The sequence below is a fragment of the Azospira sp. I09 genome (assembly GCF_009177135.1).
GTDB classification, from domain to species: Bacteria; Pseudomonadota; Gammaproteobacteria; order Burkholderiales; family Rhodocyclaceae; genus Azospira; species Azospira oryzae.
In genome coordinates, this window is record NZ_AP021844.1 from 2829572 (window position 1) to 2851742 (window position 22171).

General features: G+C 66.3%; 25 protein-coding genes and 2 pseudogenes. 2 read left to right on the forward strand and 25 right to left on the reverse strand.

The features are described 5' to 3' along the window. Nucleotides 1–31 precede the first annotated feature (31 nt). From AZSP09_RS13175 to AZSP09_RS13295, 24 genes are all read right to left on the reverse strand, one after another. Nucleotides 32–334 carry a hypothetical protein gene (locus AZSP09_RS13175; RefSeq protein WP_023123934.1) on the reverse strand — a complete coding sequence of 101 codons (303 nt, stop codon included), beginning with the start codon at nucleotides 332–334 and terminating at the stop codon, nucleotides 32–34. A gap of 115 nt (nucleotides 335–449) precedes the next feature. Beyond that, nucleotides 450–1559, reverse strand: coding sequence for a DUF6094 domain-containing protein (locus AZSP09_RS13180; protein ID WP_023123933.1), 1110 nt, complete (start codon nucleotides 1557–1559; stop codon nucleotides 450–452). A 65-nt stretch (nucleotides 1560–1624) separates the two neighbouring features. Next, nucleotides 1625–2275: a hypothetical protein gene (locus AZSP09_RS13185; protein ID WP_010792163.1), complete on the reverse strand. Its 651-nt coding sequence runs from the start codon at nucleotides 2273–2275 to the stop codon at nucleotides 1625–1627. Nucleotides 2276–2359: 84 nt separating this feature from the next. Beyond that, complete coding sequence (locus AZSP09_RS13190) at nucleotides 2360–2725, reverse strand: hypothetical protein (RefSeq protein WP_152090305.1); 366 nt, start codon at nucleotides 2723–2725, stop codon at nucleotides 2360–2362. Nucleotides 2726–2814: 89 nt separating this feature from the next. Then, nucleotides 2815–3426, reverse strand: a complete 612-nt coding sequence (locus AZSP09_RS13195) for a DUF3275 family protein (RefSeq protein ID WP_010792165.1) — start codon at nucleotides 3424–3426, stop codon at nucleotides 2815–2817. Nucleotides 3427–3481: 55 nt separating this feature from the next. Beyond that, complete coding sequence (locus AZSP09_RS13200) at nucleotides 3482–4033, reverse strand: STY4534 family ICE replication protein (protein WP_010792166.1); 552 nt, start codon at nucleotides 4031–4033, stop codon at nucleotides 3482–3484. 344 nt (nucleotides 4034–4377) lie between these two features. Beyond that, nucleotides 4378–4743 carry a DUF3085 domain-containing protein gene (locus tag AZSP09_RS13205; protein ID WP_010792167.1) on the reverse strand — a complete coding sequence of 122 codons (366 nt, stop codon included), beginning with the start codon at nucleotides 4741–4743 and terminating at the stop codon, nucleotides 4378–4380. A 65-nt stretch (nucleotides 4744–4808) separates the two neighbouring features. Next, a complete protein-coding gene (locus AZSP09_RS13210) occupies nucleotides 4809–5606 on the reverse strand; it encodes a hypothetical protein (RefSeq protein WP_003141039.1) in 798 nt (265 codons plus the stop codon). A gap of 290 nt (nucleotides 5607–5896) precedes the next feature. Beyond that, nucleotides 5897–6613: a DUF5983 family protein gene (locus tag AZSP09_RS13215; RefSeq protein WP_003141041.1), complete on the reverse strand. Its 717-nt coding sequence runs from the start codon at nucleotides 6611–6613 to the stop codon at nucleotides 5897–5899. A gap of 250 nt (nucleotides 6614–6863) precedes the next feature. Beyond that, nucleotides 6864–7256 carry a hypothetical protein gene (locus AZSP09_RS13220; RefSeq protein ID WP_003141051.1) on the reverse strand — a complete coding sequence of 131 codons (393 nt, stop codon included), beginning with the start codon at nucleotides 7254–7256 and terminating at the stop codon, nucleotides 6864–6866. 25 nt (nucleotides 7257–7281) lie between these two features. Next, entirely contained in the window at nucleotides 7282–7518 is a 237-nt protein-coding gene (locus AZSP09_RS13225) for a hypothetical protein (protein WP_013982118.1), read from the reverse strand. 778 nt (nucleotides 7519–8296) lie between these two features. Then, nucleotides 8297–10312: a DNA topoisomerase III gene (locus tag AZSP09_RS13235; protein ID WP_003141052.1), complete on the reverse strand. Its 2016-nt coding sequence runs from the start codon at nucleotides 10310–10312 to the stop codon at nucleotides 8297–8299. A 294-nt stretch (nucleotides 10313–10606) separates the two neighbouring features. Beyond that, on the reverse strand, nucleotides 10607–10990 hold the full coding sequence (locus AZSP09_RS13240; protein WP_003141056.1) for a single-stranded DNA-binding protein: 384 nt from the start codon (nucleotides 10988–10990) through the stop codon (nucleotides 10607–10609). Then, nucleotides 10987–11535, reverse strand: a complete 549-nt coding sequence (locus AZSP09_RS13245) for a DUF3158 family protein (protein WP_009521552.1) — start codon at nucleotides 11533–11535, stop codon at nucleotides 10987–10989. Before AZSP09_RS13245 ends, AZSP09_RS13240 begins: the two co-directional genes overlap by 4 nt. Further along, nucleotides 11532–12320 carry a PFL_4669 family integrating conjugative element protein gene (locus AZSP09_RS13250; RefSeq protein ID WP_033980479.1) on the reverse strand — a complete coding sequence of 263 codons (789 nt, stop codon included), beginning with the start codon at nucleotides 12318–12320 and terminating at the stop codon, nucleotides 11532–11534. The genes AZSP09_RS13245 and AZSP09_RS13250 overlap by 4 nt, the downstream gene beginning before the upstream one ends. Nucleotides 12321–12508: 188 nt before the next feature. Continuing rightward, a complete protein-coding gene (locus tag AZSP09_RS13255; RefSeq protein WP_172974764.1) occupies nucleotides 12509–13261 on the reverse strand; it encodes an OST-HTH/LOTUS domain-containing protein in 753 nt (250 codons plus the stop codon). A gap of 238 nt (nucleotides 13262–13499) precedes the next feature. Beyond that, a complete protein-coding gene (locus tag AZSP09_RS13260; protein WP_152090308.1) occupies nucleotides 13500–14693 on the reverse strand; it encodes an STY4528 family pathogenicity island replication protein in 1194 nt (397 codons plus the stop codon). 3 nt (nucleotides 14694–14696) lie between these two features. Further along, complete coding sequence (locus tag AZSP09_RS13265) at nucleotides 14697–15257, reverse strand: DUF2857 domain-containing protein (RefSeq protein WP_003141063.1); 561 nt, start codon at nucleotides 15255–15257, stop codon at nucleotides 14697–14699. A 17-nt stretch (nucleotides 15258–15274) separates the two neighbouring features. Continuing rightward, the gene (locus tag AZSP09_RS13270; protein ID WP_003141065.1) at nucleotides 15275–16933 is read right to left on the reverse strand and encodes a ParB family protein; all 1659 of its coding nucleotides are present in this window, start codon (nucleotides 16931–16933) and stop codon (nucleotides 15275–15277) included. Next, on the reverse strand, nucleotides 16926–17162 hold the full coding sequence (locus tag AZSP09_RS13275) for a hypothetical protein (RefSeq protein ID WP_033980481.1): 237 nt from the start codon (nucleotides 17160–17162) through the stop codon (nucleotides 16926–16928). Before AZSP09_RS13275 ends, AZSP09_RS13270 begins: the two co-directional genes overlap by 8 nt. Then, nucleotides 17146–18012 (reverse strand): ParA family protein, encoded by an 867-nt coding sequence (locus tag AZSP09_RS13280; protein ID WP_033980500.1) that lies wholly within the window; start codon nucleotides 18010–18012, stop codon nucleotides 17146–17148. Before AZSP09_RS13280 ends, AZSP09_RS13275 begins: the two co-directional genes overlap by 17 nt. A gap of 40 nt (nucleotides 18013–18052) precedes the next feature. Beyond that, nucleotides 18053–18271, reverse strand: a complete 219-nt coding sequence (locus AZSP09_RS13285) for an AlpA family transcriptional regulator (RefSeq protein ID WP_003141069.1) — start codon at nucleotides 18269–18271, stop codon at nucleotides 18053–18055. 141 nt (nucleotides 18272–18412) lie between these two features. Further along, nucleotides 18413–19171: a hypothetical protein gene (locus AZSP09_RS13290; protein ID WP_023123931.1), complete on the reverse strand. Its 759-nt coding sequence runs from the start codon at nucleotides 19169–19171 to the stop codon at nucleotides 18413–18415. Nucleotides 19172–19710: 539 nt separating this feature from the next. After that, complete coding sequence (locus AZSP09_RS13295; RefSeq protein ID WP_003141071.1) at nucleotides 19711–20619, reverse strand: LysR family transcriptional regulator; 909 nt, start codon at nucleotides 20617–20619, stop codon at nucleotides 19711–19713. 139 nt (nucleotides 20620–20758) lie between these two features. Here AZSP09_RS13295 and AZSP09_RS20395 point away from each other — a divergent pair. Continuing rightward, a pseudogene (locus tag AZSP09_RS20395) lies at nucleotides 20759–21188 on the forward strand (IS66 family transposase); the annotation flags it as partial. Nucleotides 21189–21309: 121 nt separating this feature from the next. On the opposite strand, the pseudogene AZSP09_RS20760 reads toward AZSP09_RS20395, so the two are convergent. Further along, nucleotides 21310–21543, reverse strand: a pseudogene (locus tag AZSP09_RS20760) (IS110 family transposase); the annotation flags it as partial. Between the two features lie 333 nt (nucleotides 21544–21876). Between AZSP09_RS20760 and AZSP09_RS13310 the strand changes: the two are divergent. Further along, nucleotides 21877–22158, forward strand: a complete 282-nt coding sequence (locus tag AZSP09_RS13310) for a helix-turn-helix domain-containing protein (RefSeq protein WP_012761384.1) — start codon at nucleotides 21877–21879, stop codon at nucleotides 22156–22158. The last annotated feature ends 13 nt before the right edge of the window (nucleotides 22159–22171 follow it).

The window sequence follows — 22171 nt, forward strand, 5'->3', positions numbered from 1 at the left end:
CAGGGGTGGGAAGAGAACGGTCAGATGACGATCAGTACTCGGATGGCAGCAACAGCGTGGTGACGCTGCGGTCCCACTCGGTGATGATCCAGAGATTCAAGGTCGGCGTGACCTGGTAGGACGAGAACAGACGATCTCCGGACTTCAACGCGGCATCGTTGGAACGCCGGTCGCAGTCGTCGAGATCGCCCCAGTCACCACGAAGGTGGCGACGCAGATAAGGCACCGGATTGAACTGGCCCTGGTGGACCAGATCGTTGATACCGGCGGTCATGACCACTTGCCCGGATGGGAACCGTGGTTGCGACACGAGGTTGAGAACAGCGAGTGCCATGGTGATTTCTCCTTCAGGAAAAAGAGGCCACGGCGCCCCATCGGGGCGACATGACCCCGGTGGGTGGACAAAGAAGGCGGCGAAGCACTGGCGGCTTGCCGTCGAGGAACGACGATCAGCGAATGGTCAGCACCTCGCCCCGCGTGGCGGAGCCCGGCGTCATGTCCCAGGCGCGGATGACCGGCACGAACTTGTCGGTGAGGATGCGTGTCTCGGCGACAGACCCGTCGTCGCGCTCGGTGTATTCTGTCTGGAGCGTTTTCTCCTTGTGGGTGTCACCTTTCACGACGAGCGTTCTGCCGCTCTTGGAGGTCACGACGCCCGAGATTGCGCCCGCGGCCAAGGCCAGGGCGAGATGCCAGTGCGACAAGGCCCGCGCCGGTGGCCGCAGCGACTGCTGCGCGCCCCCCAGGTGCGTATCGAGCGCCGGCCAGAGTCCTTGCAGCCGGCCGACTTCATCGGCGAACTGCTCGGGCTCCATCGTCACGCGATAGAAGTGCTCCGGCTCGGCCGGGCTGGCAGGGACGGTGTACGGCAGGAACGGCCATTCGAGCGGCAGTTCCTCGGCTTCGGCGTCGCCCTGACCGATCTGCAGCAGCAGACCACGCAGGGCCTTGGCCGACTCCGACGCCTGGTCGCGCTGGCGAACCCGGCGGCCGAAGATCACCACCTGCTTGAACTGCGTTTCCACCGCACGGTAGATGCGCAGGTCGGCGAAGTGGCGCGTCAGCCATCCGACCAGCTCGGCGTCGAGCACGTAGGACGGCACGATGAAGATCAGCACGCCGCCGTACTGCAGCAGCGGCAGCGCGCGCTGATAGAACAGCTTTTCCAGCCGCGCACGGCCCTGGCCCTGATAGCCGATGTTGCCGTTCACGTCCTTGCTCAGATCGCCATACGGCGGGTTCAGCCACAGCAGCCCGAATGACTGGCGCGAGATCAGCGTGTCCATCAGGTCACCGTGGATGCAGCGATCGACCAGGTGCCGTGCGTGGCGGGCACGCTCGGCGTCGTACTCGACGGCGAAGGCCTGGACCTGCTCGCGCCCGAGGGCGTGGGCGGCTTCAGCAATCGCCACGCCTTCGCCGGCGCAGGGATCGAGGATGGACATGGAGCCGGGAGACGGTGCCAGTGCGGACAAGGCGCGCTCCAGCGTCGGCTCGTCGGTGGGGAAGTAGCCGTTACGGATGAAATTGCGCGCCAGGCGCGGAAACATGAGTGCCATGGATTTCTCCTGATGATGGATGAGGGAAGGCGGGCACGCGCGGCGCGCATGCCCGTGGGAATGGCTCACGCCACACGCCGAAGCGGTGCGTTCGCGGCCAGTTCGTACTGCGTGGCACCGAGGGTGCCGTTGCGGATCAGCTCGCCCAGCGCCTTCGTCAGCGCCGGGACATCGAGGGCCAGCCGATGGCCTTCCAGCGGCCCGAGGGCCAAGGGAAGACCGGTCAGCATCCGCCGTGTCTGCAACAGCTCCAGCACGGTGTCGCGCCAGTGGTCGAGCAGTGGCAGCGGGCAGGTGTCCTGCACCAGCGTCCACAGCCGGTCGAGCCGGTAAGCGGAATCCCTGGGCAGAAGCGCCAGCGCGCTGGCGTTGGCCTTGTCTGGCTTCACGCAGCGACGATCGAACAGCCACACATTCGTCAGCGAACCGAACAGCGTTCGCCGATAGGCGCGGGTGATGCGCTTTTCCAGGTTCTCGACGTTGCCGACGAAGACCGGGATGGATGCGCCCTGCTCGGTGATGACGTGGAACTGATCCAGTCCCTGTTCATCCCGGCCGAGGGTCAGGCGAGCGAGGAACTCCTGAACGGCGGTGTCGCGCGCCCAGATCGAGAGAAAGACGAGATTGCCCTGCTCGTCACCGACGCAACCGTCGGCCATGAGGTCGGGGCATTCGTCGATGCGGTACAGCGGTTTCGCGGAAGAAGGTGCAGGCATGGTGATGTCCTCTTGGAAAAGAAGGAGCAACCACAGCCCGCGGGGCCGTGCTCGCCCCGGTTGGGTGAAGGAAGATGCGTGCCGCTAGACAGCGCGTCCCGCGTGAAAGCGGTGAACCCGCTCGCGCCACTCGGAGCTTTGCACCGGCGCCATGTCGAGATAGCGCAGCGGGCACGAGTAGTAGTACGGATGCACGGACTCATCGAGGGACTTGTAGCCCCAATCGCCGCCCGAGCTTTCCAGCAGATTGCAGCCGATGTAGCAGACGGACTCACCGGCCGCGAGGCCCATGACGCCCGCCTGCCTGGCGATGACGCGAACCACGGTCCACAGAACGTCGCCGTCCAGCGTGTGGTCGATGACTTCGCAGCAAGCGCGTTCGGACGCCTGCGGAGCGAGCAGCTCGCGGATCAACTGATCGCGCGTCTGACGAACGAAGGTCCAGCCCATGAGGGTCTCCTTGAAGAAAAGGCCGGAGCCCTCCCCGTCGGGGGAGAACCCCGGCGGGTGGCGGAATGCCGCGCAAGGCGGCGGATGGATCAGGCAGCTTGGAGGTGCCAGTCCTGGGACAGCGGAGCGAACTCGTAGCCCAGCTTGTCGAGACGGTCGCGCTGCTGACGCAGCACACGACGATCCACGGTCGCATCGAGCTTTACGGTCTCGCCCAGGGGCCACAAGGCACCGAACAGCGCCGCGTCGTCTGCCTCGGCCGAGGCCGCAGCGGACACGGGAGCCGGTTCGCTGCCGAACGGCGTGGTATCGACCAGGGGATCGCGCGGACTGCGCGGCTTCGCCTTCGGCTTGGCCGGGGGCGTTGCCGGCGCGGGCGCCTGCGCTTCCTCGTCGATTGGATCGACTTCCTGCGGACTCAGCCGGCGGGCTTCGTCGCGGCTCAGGGCGTCGATGTTGGACAGGGTCATCCCGCCCAGATGGGCGCGGATCTCGATGACCATGCGGCCGTTGGCGTTGTACGTGGAGGGGCGAATCTCGACGATGACGAAATCACCGTCGTACTTGCCCTCGCGGTACTGATCGAGTTCGGCGTTCTTCACGACGAACTCGCCGATCGAGGTCGCCAGGCGGCCGACGTTGAAGTCGCCGTTCCTGCCGTGGATGGTCTTGATGGCCAGTTGGCCGGGAATGGTGATCATGAAGGTCTCCTGCGGACGAAGAGAAGACAAGGCCCCGGGGATGGGGCCTTGCGGATCAGAACGACTCGGCAACGGCCAATGCGGGGGCATCGGCAGCGTCGTCGGCAGCATCGGCGACGGGCCTGGAAGGCTCCGGTGCCGAGGCTTGCTGCGCGGCGGGCGCGTCGGACGTCACGGGGACTTCCGGGTCGCGCTCGTCGGTCTCGGTCGGCTTGGGTTCGGCCTTGTAGACGAGCTTGCCGTCGACCTTGATCCAACTGACGAACAGCAGACGGGCCTTGAGGCTCACACCCTGCTCGCCGGCACGCTTCCCCTTGGAGTAGGTGAAGGTGTCGGTCCACAGGTCGCCCAAGCGGAAGCCGATCATCACCTTCTTCTCGGCGTCGACCGCCTGAATGCAGCGGCGCACCAGGTGCTGCGCTTCCGAACCCGATACGCGCGTGTCGAAACGCACATACGAGACGTCGTCGCTGGGACCGTTCAGAGCCGCGATGTCGCAGGCCAGGAACGCATCGCCCTTCTTGGGCTTCACTTCGCGGATGCGATTGAGATACCCGAGGCCGGTGATGTGCAGATCGAAGTAGGACTTTTCGGTGGAAGTGGTCATGGTGAATCTCCTGGGAACAATGAGGCGGAGACACACCCGACCCAAGGCGGGGAAGGTGTGGAACCCCCGCGTGGGTTGATGGAACAGCTTGGAGGCATCGCCATCGAGAACCGATGGCCGTTCGCGCATGGATGCCGGTGCGAACTGGAGTGATCAACGCGGTCGGAACCGCGTCGCAGCCTTGAAGATCGTGGCTGCCTGGGCATGTCGCTGACGGACGTCAGCGGAACATGGCCGGAAGCGTGGCGCCAGGACGGCGCGCAGGCGAGCGGCAATCGGCACTCGCGGCTGTCCGCATTGCCGGGAAGAAAGAGGCCCCCGGAGCGGGGGCCAGGGATGGGCGGTCAGTTACCGCTGGGCGTGGGAGGAACCGCCTGCAGCGATAGGTGTGTCGCGGAGGCGGACACGTCGAGGTCGTCCTCGCTGCGCAGGATGCGCGCAAACACGCCCTCCTGCGGATCGAAGAACTCGCCGAAGTCGTCGCCACCGAACTCGGCGCGCGCCAGCTCCCACCAGTCATCGAAGGCATCGACATCCGGGTTGCAGCCAGCGGCATAGGCGATGGTCTTCTGGCGACCATCGGGTCGGCGCTCGCCGCACTCGGCCAGGAAGTACACGCCCTGATCCTTGACCAGGATGACGCGGCATTGATTCGCCACCGCTTCGGCGAGCACGGGCCGCAGCTCCGTGCCTTTGAATCGAACAGTCATGGGTGTGATCTCCAGGGGGCAGGAAAAGAGGCTTCCCGCCGCGAGGGCGGGAAGCTGCTGTGAGATCAGTGCCGGATAGCCTTACGACACGACAGGCACTGCACGCGGATGCGCCGCCAACTCCCGTCGTCGATCAGCCGTTCCAGCGTCTCGCCGAGGGTGTCGAAGAACACCTCATCGACCCGTTCGACCAGCTCGCCGTCGCGGTGCAGCTCCACCGCGTAGAGGTCGAGGCCACGCTCATACAGCACGGTGACGCGACCCTGGAACTTCGTCGTGGCGACGGTGAAGCCGATGGCCGGCGGCGTGCGGATGATGTCGGCGGGCAGCGGATCGACCCAGGTGATGTCCCGCGCGCCGGCATCCACCAGCATGTGGGTGACGCGCCGGAAACCGTCGGGAGCGGGCAACTGCTCCAGTTGGTCGACCAGTTCCTGCAGCTCGGGGCAGCGCGGCTCGGGGATCGGCAGCTTCGCCGGTGCGGACCCGAGCACGAACCGCTTCACCGTGTAGGGCTGGCCGTCGGCGGTGAACTCGGTCTGCTCCTCGGGCGTGTCCGCCCGCTGACCGTCGAAGCGGCGTCTGACATAGGGTTCGACCTGCACCTTGGCGCCCTCGTCGGGCACTTCGGTCACGAGCGTGCGATCGAGCACCGCGAACTCGGCTCGTCCCGTCTTGACGACGATGGCCTCGTCGGTGGTGGCGATGACCTTGCCCTCGAAAGGCTTCGGGTCGATGTGAAAGCCCAGCGTCGAAACCTTGGGCTGGCCGTCGAAGATGTTGAATTTGAACGAACGGACGTTGGAAGGCACATGACCGACAACGAGCGTCGGCATCTGTGCGCGGATGGCTTGGGTATCCATGGGGAGACTCCTTGTGGCAACCAAGGGACTCCCGCCCGCAAGGGAGGTCTGTCCCTTGAGGGTGAGGTGGATGGACGCGGGTGCGCCCGGAGAACGAAGCAACCAGCACGGCGAACCGCGCCGCAGTCTTGAAGGTCTCGACTGCCTGGGCATGCTGCCGGCAACGCCAGCGAACATGCGGCCAGCGTGCGGCACATGGCGGCGACCATCCGTTGGGAATCGGCAATGCGCCGGCACCGCGTTCCGCGAAAAAGAAGAGCCCCGACGTGGGGGCTCGAATGGGTTGCGGGTTACTCGTCGTCGTAGAGCGTCAGCCCGTCCAGCACTGGCGCGTCGGCATCGAACACCAACATGCGAACGTCGGCGAGCGCAGCCAGGTGCAACACTTCCACGAGGGACTCCGGCACGCCCTTGGCCCGATGCTCCTGCCGCAGCTCTTCGGCGGTGATGCCCTCGACATGCTGCAGGTTCGCATCCGTCCAGGGCGTGGCGATCAGCTTCACGCCGACCGCCGGGCTGTAGGGAATGCGGAAGGCCACGAACAGAAAACCGCTCGGCGTGGCGATGTCCGCCAGTTCGGCGAGGAAGCGACCGGCCTCCTCGGTGATGTGCGCCGAACTGATTTCCCAGGCACGGCTGTAGAACCCGGTCTCGAAGCGCAGGCGGCGTACCACCTCGCGCGCGGCTTCCTCGGAGTAGGTATCGCCGACGTGCAGCGGCTGGCCGGCTTCTTCGGCCATGACTGCGTAGACGAGGTTTCGGGCGATACCGTGGCTGGGGCACTGCGCGTCCAGCTCGGGCGGCACGTTCTGGCCCTCGGTGATCAGCGCGAAGTCGTCGCAGAAGACGCAGGCATGGCGCTCGACCTGGTTGTCCGGCAGATGCGACTGCGAGACGTGCAGCGGCAGATAGCTCAGCGGGCAGTCGTCGTCGTAGGAAATCGCCAGCAGCCGCTGCACGGACAGGCCATCGTAGCCGCGGACGAAGGGGTTTTTGGAATGAGACATGGGATTCCTCCAGCAGAGGATGGCCGAGGCAATCCCCTGCCGGGGATTGAACCCCAGCGAGTGGATGAAGTGGCAACCGGTCAGCCGGCCGCGGCGTCGGGCCGCCCTGGCGCCGGGCGGTGCAGGTCAGTGGAAGATGGTGATTCGGGACATGGCCGCTCCTGCGAAAGGAAGGAGGGACATGGCCCCGAACGGGGACGCATGTCCCTCGTGGGGTGGGATGAAAGAACGGTGGGTTGCCAGGCGCGGCTCACCAGCCGTTGTAGTGCAGCGTGAGGTCGGCGATGACCTGGCGCCGTTCCAGATCGAGGCCGCCGAAGTCGGACAGCCCCTCGAAGCCGCAACGCTTGAGCATCGCGCCGCCCTCGCGGGAGTTGTAGAAGCTCACCATCGCGGACAGGAACATGCGTTGACCGCTGCTCAGCACACCCAGGGCGTCGTTGAGCATCAGCATGTTGGGCCGCAGGTCCCACTTGGTGGTGGCACGCTGCAGACCTTCGCGTGTGCCGTCGCCGAACCACTCGTGGCCGGCGATCTGCGCGCCGCGCTTCCAGGCCTCGAAGAAGGCCTGCGGTGCAGCGTCGAAGTGCGCCTGTTCCAGCGCCATCTGATCGAGCACGTCTTCGGGTAAAGACAGATTCATGAGAGAACTCCTTGAAGGGTGGGAATCAGGGGTGAGCGCGCTGTGTCCAGGCATGGGTATCCAGGGCGCGCTGTGCTGCGAGGTGGTTCGGGAAATACTCGACGGACTCCCGCGATACCGGGCCTTCGTCGTCTTGCGTGCCGATGTAGTGGCCGGCCGCGCTGCGCAGCACCTGTAGCGGCAAACGCTTGCCGGTCCAGGCCAGCGCCAGCGCACCGCTGCGCACTGCGGTTGCAGAGGAAGATGCGGAAGGTTCAGACATGCCGTGCTCCTTGGTGGGTCGGGGAGCACGCATCCCGCAGGGGATGGGTTCCCCTCGGGTGGTTGAGAAAAGTGCATCGTCGCCAGGCCGGCGAGCGTCCGCGGTGGGCGATGCGAAGCGGACTGGATCGGTCAACGCGGCGAACCGCGTTGCAGTCTTGAAGACCGAGACTGCCAGGGCATGCCGCTGACGACTGTCAGCAACGCATGGCGTGAGGATGGGCGCGAAGCATGGCTGTCGTCGCAGGGAAAACCGAATCGCGGACGGCCCGCTTTAGGGCAGGCCCGCGTCACGGGACAAGGCAAGGACCATGGCGCCGAAGGCCACGCGGGCCTTCGGCTGGAGAGGAAGGAGAACCACCTGTGGGCTGCGTCAGCGCGGGCCGTCGTCAAAGCCGTTCGCTGCGTCAGCAATCGCACCCGGCCCGTTTCGTGGCTGGGGCCGGAAACCTCTGGCGTGCATCCACACACAAAGGGAGCCCGTTGTTCCGCCGGCGGGCACCGGCACGGAATACCCTCGGCCCAAGGGGCCTCCTCACGGCTCGCGCGGCGGCAAGGCGTCAGGAAGCCCCTCATGACCGAGGCAAGGCACACCGATCAAGGGAATGGCGGCGGGCGCGATTCGTGGAGCAATGACCTTCTCGCCCTGTCGCCCGATGGCGGGCAGACGGGGCGCGCACACCGTTGCAGAAGGAGACGCGCGCTTTGGAGTCCCGCGCGGTGCGGGACGTTTGCCTCGCCGCCAGTGAAGTGGCCGGCGCGGCAGGGGGAAGCGAGGATCAGGACGCCTTGGAGGCAGCGCGCCGCTTGCGCGGTGCGCTGCGCCGGCCCGTCGGGGACTCGATCGGCAACGTGCCCTTGCAGTCCGGGTAGCGCGAGCAGGACCAGAACGCGCCGCTCTTGCCCGTGCGCTGCTGCATCGGTGCGCCGCACTGCGGGCAGGCCGGCGCCGGCGGCAGCTTGAGCGAGAGCGTTGCGCCGCGATACTGCTGCACGAGCTGGCCGAGCCACACGGACTGCTTCTCGATGAAGGTGTCCAGCGCCATCTGGCCGGCCTCGATCATGTCGAGCGCCTGCTCCCACACTGCCGTGGTGCCGGGGTCGGCGATGGCCGAGGGCACCGCGTCGATAAGCGTGAATGCCGCGTCGGAAGCGCGGACGGCACGGCCTTTCTTGACCAGGTAGCCGCGACCGATCAGACCGTTGATGATGTTGGCGCGTGTCGCCTCGGTGCCGATGCCGGTGGTATCTCGCAGCTTCTGTTTCAGGCGCGGGTCGGTCACGAACTTGGCGACGGTCTTCATGGCCTTGATCAGCTCGCCCTGCGTGTAGGGTTTGGGCGGCAGCGTCTTCAGCGCCTTGAGATCCACCTTTCCGACCGGGCAGGACAGGCCCGCATGCAGGGCGGGCAGCACCTGGCTGCGCTGCGCATCCTCGCCATCGGCATCGTCCGGCCCTGGCGTCGCCAGCACCTCACGCCAGCCGATGACGGCGATCTGCTTGCCCACGCCCGCCAGCGACTGACTGCCGCACGAGAACTGCGCCACCGTCCGGTCGAACTCATGGTGCGGGAGGAACTGCGCGAAGTAATGGGCGCGGATCAGCCGGTAGACGGCCAGCTCCTTCTCGTTCATGGCCGACAGGTTGGCGGGCTCCAGCGTCGGGATGATGCCGTGGTGAGCCGACACCTTGCCGTCGTTCCACGCACGCGAACGCTGTTGGCGATCCAGGCGCTCGATCAGCGGCCACAGGCTGGGGTCGGTCTTGACCAGGCTGTCGAGTACGGTCGGCACCTCGGCCAGCATGCTCTCGGGCAGGTAGCCCGAATCGGAGCGCGGGTACGTTGTCGCCTTGTGCGTCTCGTACAGCGCCTGGGCAATGTCCAGCGTCTCCTGCACGTCGAGGCCCAACTGCTTGGAGCACACCTCCTGCAGCGTGCCCAGGTCGAACGGCAGCGGCGGTGCCTCGCGCACGCGCTCGGTGTCCACCGACACGACCTGCGCATCGCGTGCCGCGCGAATGCGATCCGCAGCCTGCTGCGCCACCGGCTGCTGAAGGCAGCGACCCGCTGCATCCGTGCTGCCTTCGGGCGGTATCCAGCTCGCGGTGAAGGATTGGCCGGCATGGGATAGCAGCACATCCACGGCCCAATACGGCATGGAGACGAATCGCGCGATCTCGCGATCACGATCCACGACCAACTTCAGCGTCGGCGTCTGCACGCGCCCCACCGACAGCACGCCCGTATAGCCGGCCTGACGCCCCAGCAGTGTGAACAAGCGGCTCAAGTTCATCCCGATCAGCCAGTCGGCGCGCGATCGGGCGAGTGCGGAGAAATACAGCGGCAGCGTCTCGGCGGACGGCTTGAGCGCACGCAGCGCTTTGCGGATCGACGCATCGTTGAGCGCCGACAGCCACAGGCGCTGAATCGGCCCGCGGTAGCCGCACAGGTCGATGATCTCGCGGGCGATCATCTCGCCCTCGCGGTCGGCGTCGGTCGCTATCACCAGCTCGCCCGCCTTGGCGACGAGCTGCTGCACGACCTTGAATTGCGCTGCGGTCGCCGCCTTGGGCTCGACACGCCAACGCTCGGGAAGAATGGGCAGTTGCTCGATGGCCCAGCGCTTGTATTGCTCGCCGTAGCCTTCGGGCGGAACCGCCTCCACCAGATGACCGATGCACCAGGTCACGACGACACCCGCGCCGCTGTAGCAGCCGTTGCCGCGTTGAACGGCACCCAGCACACGGGCGATGTCCTTGCCCTGGGACGGCTTCTCGCACAGGAACACGCGCATGAAGCCTCCTTGGAAATGTGCGGTTCATCGGATGGGCGTCAGCTTGGCGGGGCCAGGAGATGCCGGCAGCAAGGAAGCCGATTGATGCAGACACCGCTTTGTGATCGGCAGGCGGCCCGTTGCCGCAGCGGTGTGCATAGACCGCAGGAGCTGGCACAGCAAGAGCGTCGTTTCGGGAGGGCGGCTGGAACTCCGTGGACGACCTTGGAGCTATCCCCTGGGGATAGCTCGCTGGTGCATCGCGGGCGTATGACGGTTGCTACAGCCGCCCTCGGGGGAACGGCGATGGGCGAATTACTGTCCGCCGGCCGGCTTGGTGCTGAGCGCCACCGACTCGATGCGGTACGGCAGGATGCCCACGCGCCGCGCCTCGACCTTGAACGTCACGCGCTCGTTCTCGTCGGCGTCCTCCCATTCGTCGCGCACGGTGCGGCCCTCGACCAGCACCCGCATACCTTTCTGGTACAGCGTCTTCCAGTGCTCGGCGTCGCGGTGCCACAGCTCCACGGGCGCCCAGAAGCCGCCGCGATCTTCGTACTCGCCGTCCTTCTTCGGGATCGGGTTGTCGAAGTAGACGTTCAGGCGAAGCAGCCGGCGCGGCTCGTCGTTGCCGTTCGGAAACTCGCGGTAGTCCGGCGCAGAACCGATGTTGCCCTCGCCGACGAAGTGCGTGCTCATGGTGACTCCTTGGTGGTGGGTGGAACGGCCGCGGTATGCCCGTGGACACGCCGCAGGTAAGCCGCTTCGGCCTGGGCGGCCTTGCTGGCGCATTCCAGGGCTTGGCGAGCGATGCTGTGGGTCAGGCTGATCTGCATGTTCAGCACGATGCGCTGCAGTTCGATCGCGTACAGCTCGTCGATCAGCGAGGCCGGCGTCGCGGGGTTGGCCAGCAGGGCCTCCCACAACGCCACGCCCATGGAGGAACGGTCGAGGTTGCGCCAGCGCAGGAAGGTCGTCCCTGCGCCAGTGGCCTGCTGGGCCAGTTGCACGTCGAGCAGGCTGAAGGGGTAGGCGCGTGCCTGGGGCAGCACACGCCGCTGCGCCAGGCCAATCACGTCGTCGCGCAGCGCTGCGCACTGGCTGGCCCAGGTCTCCAGACTCCCCTTACCCTTAAAAGGCTGTAAAAGGCCTTTTAGGTAGCCTGCGTGTTCCAGCCGCTGGAAGTCCGCCTGTTCCAGCGTCACGAAGCGCGTGGAGTGACTGATGGGGGGCGATGCCGTCATGCGTCAGCACCCTCATTACCCGTCGCTGGATTGGCTGCGCCATCCGTGTGAGCCGGCGCATCGGGCTCAATGGCGGGCGCAGCAGGCGGCGTGCCGGGCTTGGTCGTCCGCCGCGCGATCGGTGGCGCGAAGCGCGAGCGGCGCGTGCCTTCCAGCACGTCTTGCGGCAGCTCGCCGAACTTCTCCAGCGCCGCTCGCGCCGCGGCGTTCTTCGCCGCGAAGTCGTCGCGCGTCGTGCCCGAGTAGCGGTACTGCTGGGCGAGCGAGAACAGGCTGCGCAGCGCGTGCGCGCCATCATTGAGCCAGCGCTCCAAGGTGCTGCGGTCGATCAGCGCCGTGTGGTGCGCCAGGATGAGTTTGCGCGCCAGGTCGTCGTAGTCGGCCAGCAGGTACACCGCCATGAAGCCGAGCTGTGCATTCACGAACAGCGGCAGCTTCACCGGCTGCACATTCATGTTCTCGCCCAGCGACAGCGCCGGTGGCACGTCGGCCAGGGCCTGGTCGACCTGTTCGCGCAGGGTCTGCAGGCGGGTCTTGGTGTCGGCGAGCTTGTCCTCGATCCGCAACATCCACCAATCCGAGTACGGGTCGTCCTGCTCGGCGCCGCGCTTCATCTTGTTCATGGCGCCGATGAAGCCGTTGAGACCGATGATGCCGGGGCGCCCCTCGGTCGGCGCGCGGCCGTGCCAGATGCGCGAAGCGTGGTGCGTGTGCAGCGTCAGCGACATCGCGCTGCGCAGCGATCCGAGATTCAGTTGCAGGGGTTCTGTGCGTTCGTTGGCCATTGGAGCGACTCGCGGTGAAGGGGCGAGTCGCCAGCATCGGCATCGGCCGGAAGGCTGTCAGTCAACAAACCGCAGCCCATGCGCGCCCGGTTTGTTCCGCACGGAAGGCTGTGTGTGCCGGCTATCCCCTGGGGATAGCTCGGCGGAGTTGTTCGCGGCTCGCGCGGAGGTGAGACCGCGTCGCGGGGCTATGCCTCGCGAGGTCTGTACCAGGCGGCCCGTTGCCCCTCCACCTCACGGTAGCGAAGCTCGAACATGCGGCACTCGTGCACCACCTGCCGCCAACTGCTGCAGCCGTAATTGGCTGGAAGCTGCTCGGGATGCCGGTCCGCGATCCAGCGGCCAGCGGCGGCGATCGGTGTCCAGCCCTCGACGGCCAACTGCGCGGCGGCCTCGCGTAGCGCACGAACGATGCCGGCGGCCGGCCAGTCCACCGTGCCGTCCGGCGCGATGCCATTGACCACCAGGTCGTGGAACACATCCGACTGGACGAACTCCGCTGCCAGGCGCCGCGCCTGATCCATGTGCTCGGCCCAGCCGCGCAGCTGCTCAAAGTGTTGATCGATGCGCGTGTAGGCGGAACCGAGTTCGTCCTGTGCAGCGCGGCACCCGTCCACGGTCCATAGATCGTGCTGGTCGATGAAGTGGTGCACCAGTGTGTTGCGCAGCGATACCAGGTCTTTGAGGTCGGCCTGGGTCTTGGCGTAGTCCTGCGCAGACAGGCTCAGTTGCACGCGCGTGCGAAAGGAGATCACGTCGCCGGGAAGATCGTCGTCGCGTTCCTCGCCGCCATTTCCATCGGTGACGACATACGAACCAAACAGTTGTCCGATCAACGTGCCCAGGGTCTTGGTCGCGGCATCTTCAATCCGCGCTGCGCGAATGGCCTCCAGCGAATGCGCCGGGCCTGAAATCTCGTGGTGGGCCACGATGGCTTTCATGAGGCGCTCGTATTGTTGAAGGCGCAACAGGCATCTGCCCAGCAAGCGCTGAACGTCTGGCTGTAGTGGTTGCAGTGCGTTTGTGACGGGGAAAGTCGTCATATCCATCGTTGGCCGGGCTCGTGCGTGGCTGTCCTCGTCTGATTCACAGGCGACAGTTTCGCCTGTCGTTCGGCGGGCAGCAATCGAGCACGGCGGAAGGGTGTTTGTTCCAGCTATCCCCTGGGGATAGTCAACATCAGCGATCACGCAAGGCTTCTCGGAGCTGAGCCAGGTAGGCACGTGCCACCTCGGGATCAGCCGCACGGGATGCTGGCGGTGACGAGGGCGCAGGTGACGGGGGCGCTGGCGGCGTCGATGCACTTTCTCCGGCCCAGGCCTTGAACTCCCCGCGGATCGCCTTCTGGATGATGCCAAACAGGTAGCCGGCCGGGTTGCGTACCGCGCTGTTGTGGCAGCGTGCCGCCCACTCGTCGAGAACGGCCTGCCTCTGCGCCTCGTCCACCTGCTGCAGCGCCACCAGCGCGCCGGCCTGCTGCTCGTCCTTCAAGCGCAGGAAACGCTCGGGCAGCCGCAGGTTCTGCAAGGCCCTCGCGCGCGGTACTGTACGTACTTCATTTATACGATCATTACGTACTGTACGGTCCTCCTTCGGAATCCAAAGAGAGCCGTCCGGCGCGGGTTTCGGTCCTGCTTCGGATTCCGAAGACGGGCGCGCAGCATTCCGAAGAAGGGCTTCCTGGCCTTCTTCGGATTCGTGGTCCGCACCCTCCTGTGGATAACCTGGCGTCGTCCAGCCATGCCGCGCCATGCGCTGCGCCAGCACTTGCAGACGGGTCGGCAGCGTGCGCCCGCTGAGCAGCGGGTCTTCGGCGATCTCCCGCAGCGTGTTCATGCCCACGACCTGCACCGCCTTCGCCGCGTGCGTGAGCGCCTGGCTCACCAGGCCCAGGTAGTCCGGGTCGAGCTGCATCGCCTCGAAGGGTGACAGCGGTTCGTCGTGCAGCACGTAGAGGTTGCCTTGGATACGGCCGGTCTTGGGATCGCGCCGCCGCCGCACCAGGCTGAGCCAGCGCGTCAGCCGCAGCAGCGTCAAGGCGCGCGCCACGGTCTCGTGCGAGGCTTGCGCCGCACAGGGCATGGACGCCAGATATGGGCGGAGCTGGTCGTAGGTGGGAAAGGCGGTCACGCCGTCGTCGTTGAGCTGCAGGCGGAACACCTGCCAGGCATTGCGCTCCAGCGGCGTCAGGCGCCGGTCGAAGAACAACGCGCGCGGCACGCTCTCGTGCCGGTTGCCGCTGTAGAGAAAGCCGTCCTGGCTCGGCGCCGTGCCCTGCGCCGGTTCCTTCGGCTCAAGGTGCCGCAGCGCCTCGTCGAACAACGCCGACAGCGCAACCGGGCCTTCGCGCCGTGGTGCGCCACCCGTGGTCATGGCCTACACCAGCCCCTGGTCGATCCAGTTGCGTATCGCCGCCCACACCACCGACATCGGCAGGCTCAGCGCCTCGGCCAGATCCATGGTCAGCGCCAGCATCGCCATGTCGTCGGTCAGGGCGATATGGCGCTCGGAGACGCCGGCCTTCCAGCGCTCCCACAAGGCCACGTCCTGCGCCTCGTCGAGCACCGGATGCCGGCCCTTGCGCTTGGGCAGCCCGAGGATGTCGCGGCGCAGCGCCACTTCCTGATGCGTGAGGCCGTAGAACTTGCTGACCATCTCCGTGCTCGCCCCCAGGCGCAGCATGCGGTCCACCGTGGCGATCTCCCGCTCCACGTCGTGCACCTGGCTCAGCAGCCGCTTCAACACTTCCCGGTTCACCGACACCGAACACCACGACACCGTGGCATTCACCAGCATGCTCACGAGTTCGGGGTGCTTCAGCGCATCCAGCTCCTCCTCGCCGAAGCCCATGGCCTTGCAGCGGCGCAACTGGCCGTTGCGCAGGTCATGCAGGGCCTGGGCGATCACGGCCTGGTTGAGTGGGTGCGGTGCCGACATGCGGGAGCCTCCTGCGCTCAGGAATCCTGGCTCGCTACGCCGGCTTCCAGATCCAGCAGCCGGCGCGCCAGGCGCAGCAGACGGAACAGCTTCACCAGCGCAGCATCGCTCAGGCGTGTGGCCGAGCCGCCGTGGCCATGCAGCAGCGCCGCCAGCTCGTCGGCCAGCCGCGCGCGGTCCAATCCGTTCGCGGAGGGCGGAGCCGCACTCAGCACATGCAGCAGGGTCAGCACCGCCCGCGCGAACGCCGGCAGCGCCTTCGCCTGGCCCACGGCCGGTGCCACGCAGACGAAGCCGATGCCGCCGACGCTGGCCTCGATGTGGTCGGCGACCGCCGCTTCCTCGCCGATCTCGCGCGCGAACTGCGCGATGTGCACGCGCAGGCGATCCGGCGCGTCCAGCCCCGGCTCGATATACCAGACGTCCGAGATGGGATAGAGCCCGCCAGCCTGCACGGGGATCGCACGCAGCGCGTCGGCCTCGAAGTCGGGCAGCTTGTCGCCGAGCTGGTCCGCGACCATCCGTTGGATGGACAGCAGGCGCTCGGTGGTCGGTGCCGGTGTCACGATGTGCCCTTGCAGACGCTCGTCGCGTTGCCCGTACTGTTCCTCCGGCGCTCCGGTCGGTGCAGGCGGTGTTGCTGCTGGCGCCGGAGGCGCGACCGGCGTGGCGTCGCGCGGCACAGACGAGGCGGGTGGCTGCTGAGGCGTGGAGACCGGCGGGGGAGGAGCAGCAGGCACGACAGGCGCTGCCGGTGGCGTCGGCACCGCTGGTTCGCTGGTCAGCGCACGCTGGCGGCTTTCGCTGTCGTTGATCTCCAGCGCCAGCGTGTCGTAGTCCACCTCCAGCAGCTCGGCCATCTGGCCCACCAGCTCGTCCTGCACCCGCTGCGGCGAGAAATCGTCCGGCTGTGTGTCGAACTGCGTCAGCACGTCCTGAAACAAGGTGGCGAAGTCCATGGCCACGGTGCGGCCCAGCGCACGCCGCTCCCAGGTGCGCTCGCACGCCTTGCGCAGCACCGCGAGCCGGTCCACCTGATGCCGGCCCAATCCGCCGTACAACAGCGTCGGGATCGCCGGCAGCAGATAGCGCACCGCATCGTTCATGCGGCTGATGTGTGACTGCGGCACCGGATAACCGTCGGCAGTCAGCCGCCGCGCGAGTTCGCTCTGCGACAGCGCCTGGCCGCTTTCCTGCTCGTAGAACTCGCGCGCCTTCTCGATGCCCAACGCCCGCTCGATGAAGGTCAGGCCGCCGCGCAGCTCGTTCTCGGCCAGATGCCCGGTCAGCGCCACGATCTCGCCGCGCGCCGGCCACGGGCGGAACAGGCACGCAATCCGGAAGAAGCGTTCCTCCTTGGTCTCGCTCCACAACTCGCGCAGGATCGCCAGCCGCGTGTTGCCGCCGTTGCGAATGATGTAGTGCGCCTCGCCCGGCCTGCGCGTGATCGCGGGGGGCGCGTCCAGCCCACGTTCGCGGATGGACGCCTTGATCTCCGCATAGGCCGGGTTGCGCGTCACGCGCGGGTCGTGGTCGTAGGGCCGCAACTGGTCCAGCGTCACCACCATCGGCGTGTCGGCGATGGGGTCGCTCAAGGTCGCGGCCGAAGGGCCGCTGCGCTCGAAGCCGGTGGCCAGCAGCTTGGCAGCCATGTCCTGCGGCGTCAGCTCAGCCACGGCTGTTCTCCTGCGCCTGCCGGTCGGCGCGGCGAAGTTGCGCGCGGGCATTGCGGTCAGCACGGTGGTCGCTCGCCGTCGAGCTGGTGTAGATCGACGCGCAGCCTTGCTTCGTGAATTTCAGGTGCCCGCCGGACGTGCGCACCACGCGCCAGCCTTCGCCCAGCGCGAACTCGATCAGCGCGCGCAGCCGTTCGCGGCCGCGCGCCAGTTCATGCGCGCTCGCCATGGCCGGCCCCTCCCGCATCGGCCCGGCCGGTGACCAGCGCGAAGCACTCCCGCCACGCGGGGAACAGCTCGCCGGCCAGCGTGCGCATGGTGTCCAGCGCCGCGGGCGCCGTGCGCCCAGCTGGCCGCCGGTACTCCACCCGATGCACCGGCAATCCTCGTGTCGCAGCGCGCGGATAGGCTTCGATGGCCGGCACGTCGGTGTCCAGCACCTGCACGCCGGCCTGTTCCTGGAACACCTGTCGCAGCGCCTGCTGGACCAGCCGCGCGTTCGACGACACCGGATGCACACGGTTGATGAGCAGGCGCAGCGGCGGCGGCTCGATGCCCAGGTGGCGATACGGCGCGATGTCCTCGATCAGTTGCAGTGTGCCGCGGCGCAGTTCGCGCGCGGCCAGAATCTCCGGCGTCACCGGTGACAGCGCCAGGTCGGACGCCAGCACAGCCATCTCCAGCAGCACGCTGCGCGCGCCCTGGGTGTCGATCAACAGCAGGTCATAGTGCGTGCGGAAGACGGGCAGCAAATGGCGCAGTCGCAGGCGCCCATCCGGAGCGTGCAGCAGCAGCGTGTTCAGTTCGCCGCGGTCGTCGTTGGAGAGCACCAGGTCCAGGCCCGCGATCGCGGTGCGCGACACCAGTTGCTCGATGCGCCGTTCGTTGAAGGCCAGCATCTCGTAGATGCCGCCGGGCGCGCGCACGTCCAGCGTGAAGTAGCTCGACAGCGTGGGCTGCACGTCCAGATCCAGCAGCAGCACGCGCAGCCCGGCATCGGCGATGAAGCCGCCCAGGTTGGCCGCCGTCGTGGTCTTGCCCACGCCGCCCTTGGTCGAAATGATGGACACCACCTGCATGAGCTTCTCCTCGTCGAATGGCATGAACCGAGAAGAAGCGTCAGGCGCGTTCTTTGAGGCGATCGGCGATCCACTGTTCGATCTCCACCGAGTCCCAGCCCACCGCGCGCACGCCCAGGCGCAGCGCCTTGGGGAACTTGCCTTCCTTCATCAGGCTGTAGATGTGCGCGCGCTTGAAGCCGGTCTTGGCTTCGACCTCGGCGCGGCGCAGGATGCGGTGCTCGGCCGGCACTGCCGGCGCGGTGGTCTGCGAAGACATGAGAGACACTCCTTGACGCTCACTGGCGCTGTTCGGAAAGTGCCTCGTATTCAATACACCGCGGTCGCCGAAATCACTGCAATTGCAGAAGCAGCGACTGCAATTGCAGTGCGCCGCATCGGCATCATGCTGGCCGCGTCGTCAGCGCGACGCCTCCAGGTGGCGCCGCGCCTGCGCGAGCTTGCTCCACAGCGTCCGCTCGCTGAGACCCGGCCGCCCCTCATGGTGTGCGATCAGCGCGCTGACCACGGCATCCATGCTGCGGAACGACGAATAGGCCGCGCCTGACGGCGAATTGCCCAGCAGCAGCGTCAGCAGTCCGCCGATGATGTTGAGGTAAGTCGTCTCGCTGCGCAGGCCAGGCTCGCGCGCCTGTTCGTCGTTGGCCGCGCGCGTGGCATGTTCCTTCGCCAGTGCTTCGTGCGCGGTGCGCAGCGTTTCATGCACCAGGGCAAGTTCGGCAAGTTGCGACTTCGCTGCTTCGCGATCGGCCAGCAGAATGTTGAGCGTGTCCACGCTCACCGCCGGATGCACCGCGCGTTCGATGCCGTCAAACAAAAACCCCGGCCGATCGCCGGGGTAGAACTGCGACATCCACGCTTTCAAGTCCACGTGGCGCACGGTCAACTCGGGGTCGTCGAGCGCCGGCCGCTGCGAGTCCAGCACGATGCCGGCCTTGCCACCGAGCAATTCGCCATGCGTCAGCGCGTCGAAGATGCGCTCGGCATACAGGCGCAGCAGCGGCCAGCGCGGGAATTCGCCGGGCTCCGGCATGGCACGCTGCTCCAGCGCTTCCAGAATACGCTGCTCGAAGCGCAGGAGACCGCACCAGCGGACGGCCGCCTCGATCGGTCGGTAGTACGTCTTTGCGCCAAAGGCGTGGCTGCTCGATTTCGGCATATCGCGCTCTTCCCATCGTCGGATCGACACATGGCAAGCGCGCGCGGCCCACATGGGCGCAGCGATTGCCCAAAGAACCCGATGAAGCGCGAGCCGGTCGGCATCGTGGTGGACGTTGGGTGCGGCGATGTCGCCGAGCGTTACGCAGGGGGCAAACCTCCTTGCGGTGCCCGCTACACCTCAACCATAATGCACCTGCGAAAAATCTTGTTACCGGCGCAACGGTCTGAAAAGCCGCGCATCCAAGTTCGATCAGGAAGGGATGCTGCGCTTTACCGGAAAACCAGGGCAAAGTTTTCGTAGGAATACGGGCGGGGTAAAGCGCCAATGCGACTTCCGGCTGAGCCGGTTTGCATCCAGCAAGGGCTCATGCGTTCTGCGTCACTGCTGTGACCTCGACAGCTTGAAGGTGCCTTGCTTGATGCCGGGTGGATAGGCCCGATTCGCCATCCATGCCCGTGACGCAAAAGGTCGGCCGCCGATGCAATGCGGGTCAAGGTCCAGACCGAAAGGGAATCGTACCGTCCAAAATCCCCGCGTCACATCGGGCGTTGATCGGTGCCTTGCGGGCGTCCGACACGCTCCACGCGGTCGATGAACTGCCGCAGCGGCTCCATGATTTCGCCTTCGGGTCGCAGTAGATAGGTCGTCAGCGAAGCGGTCTCGTCGGCCAGCGGCCGCACGACGACATCGGCCTGATGGCAACCCGCCAGATGCGCCGCGCTCGAAAAGCCCACGCCGTAGCCGGCGGCCACGAGGGCCAGCATCAGGGAATGGGTCTTGACGTACTCGGCTACCGTCGGCGGCGCATCCACCGTGCGGAGCAGCCGTTCGCGCTGCCGGCTGCAACCTTCGCAGACCTGGGGATCGCACAGCACCAGCGGATAGCTCGCCACTTCCTCCAGCGGCACTTCCTTGAAAGCCAGCAGCGGATGCCTGGCGGGCAAAGCCACCACCAGCGGGTCTCGCCACACCGGCATGGCGACGATGCCGGCGTCCATTTCACCAGCCAATGCAAAACCTGCGTCATACAAGTCGTTGCGCAGTCCAGTCACCAACTGCGCCAGTGGCGTTTCAAATATCCGAATGCCGACCTGTGGTGCCTCCTCGCGGCAAAGCGCAAGCAACGCCGACAAGCGGGCCTGCCCCATGTCACCAGATAGTGCGATGCGCAGCGTGTTCCGCTGGTTCGCTGCGGCGCGTGCCTTGGTCTGCGCTTGCTCGAAGGCCAGCAGTACGCGCCGGGCTTCTTCGAGGAAGACCTGTCCCGCCGGTGTGAGACGAACACTGCGTGGCAAGCGGTTGAGCAGCGGCACCCCTAAATCCGCCTCCATCTGGCGGATCGTGCGCGACAGTGGAGACTGTTCGATGTGCAGCCGTCGAGCAGCCCGGCCGAAGTGCAGTTCCTCGGCTACGGCGATGAAGCAGCGAAGATGGCGTAAGTTCATGCTTTCTCCCTACCGATGTGATCAGTCCATATCATCGTAGGGAGCCGAATAGTGCGGAGGATTCACCTCTGTATCGAGATGAGAGCCATCCTGGGGGGTGATGCTCGGATGCTTTTCGCCCATGTCAGCGCCTACGGCGAAGCTCTCGTTCGAGATCGCCCAGCTGCGACGCCTGAAGTTCGGCAAGAAGAGCGAGCAGCTCGATGCCGAACAACGCGCGCTGTTCGACGAGGCTCTGGACGCCGACCTTGCCGCGGCTGAGGCGCAGCTCCAGGAACTGCTGGGCAAGAAGAAGCCGCCGGCTACGCCTGGCGCGATGCCTAAGCGCACCGCCTTGCCGGCGGACCTGCCGCGCGTGGACTGCCACCACGAGCCCGAGAACACCCGCTGCGCGTGCGGCTGTGCGCTCAAGCGCATCAGCGAGAAGCTGGACTACACGCCGGGCGTGTTCACGGTCGAGTGCCACATCCGCAGCAAGTGGACCTGCGCATAGGTGCCGAACGCTGACCCAGGCGCCGGTCCCGGCGGAGATCATCGCCAAGGGCATCCCCACCTCCGGGCTGCTCGCGTAGGTGCTGGTCGCAAAGGACTCCGACCATCTGCCGCTTACATGGTCGTCCCTAGGCAAGCAGGAATAAGCTGCGTGAGTGAATCGGGAGGTTTGCGTAGCTGATGGCTGGCCAGCAGCGTCTGCGCCGGCGGCTTCACCGGCACGAAGCGCATGTGCGGGCGGGTTGCCGCCTCGCAGATCGCTGCGGCATCGGCCGCACCGTTCTTGCGTCCCTTGCCGGCCATGCGGTAGGGCGTGACGAAGTGGCCTGCAATCAGCCGCGCATCCAGCCCATAGCCGCGCAGCTTGCGTGCCCAGTGATGCGCACCGCCGCAGGCCTCCAGGGCCACCAGGCAGCCGGGAGGCAGCTCCGCGCACCAGGCCGCAAACTTGTCAGCGGCCAGCGCCTTGGCAACCACCACGCGCGCATCCACCGCATGCACCTAGATAACCCGCTTGGCCAGATCCACCCCGACTCGGGCAATCTCGTTCATGGACTTCCCCTTTCACATGGCTGCAGATTGATGACTTGGGGAGCACCATCGCGGTGGCAGCCAACATTTGTTTCCTGGCTGCTTACGATTGAGTCACATCAATCGGCCAGCAGATCGCTGGATGTTGACTCTTGAATTTCGGCATGTTAGGCGCAATATCTTGCAAGAATTTCCTCAGGCGAGGCCGCGTGACGACGGAACTTGTGGGGTGGTATGACAGCGCGCCAGCAGGCGATCTTCACACTCGACGAGTTGGCTGCCTACTTGAAAGTCGGCAAGCGGACGCTTTACCGGCTCGCCTCGCACGGGGAGATTCCGGCCTTCAAGGTCGGCGGGACGTGGCGGTTTCGTCAAAGTGAAATCGATCGATGGATCAATGATCAGATCCAAGCAGGCAGAAAGAAGGAGGTGATACGCACAGATGAGCAGCCAAAGTCAGCGGAACACTCCGTGTCGTCTGGGCGCGCTGTCCGTCGCCGCAGGCAAACGGAGTGAGCGAGAGTCTTCA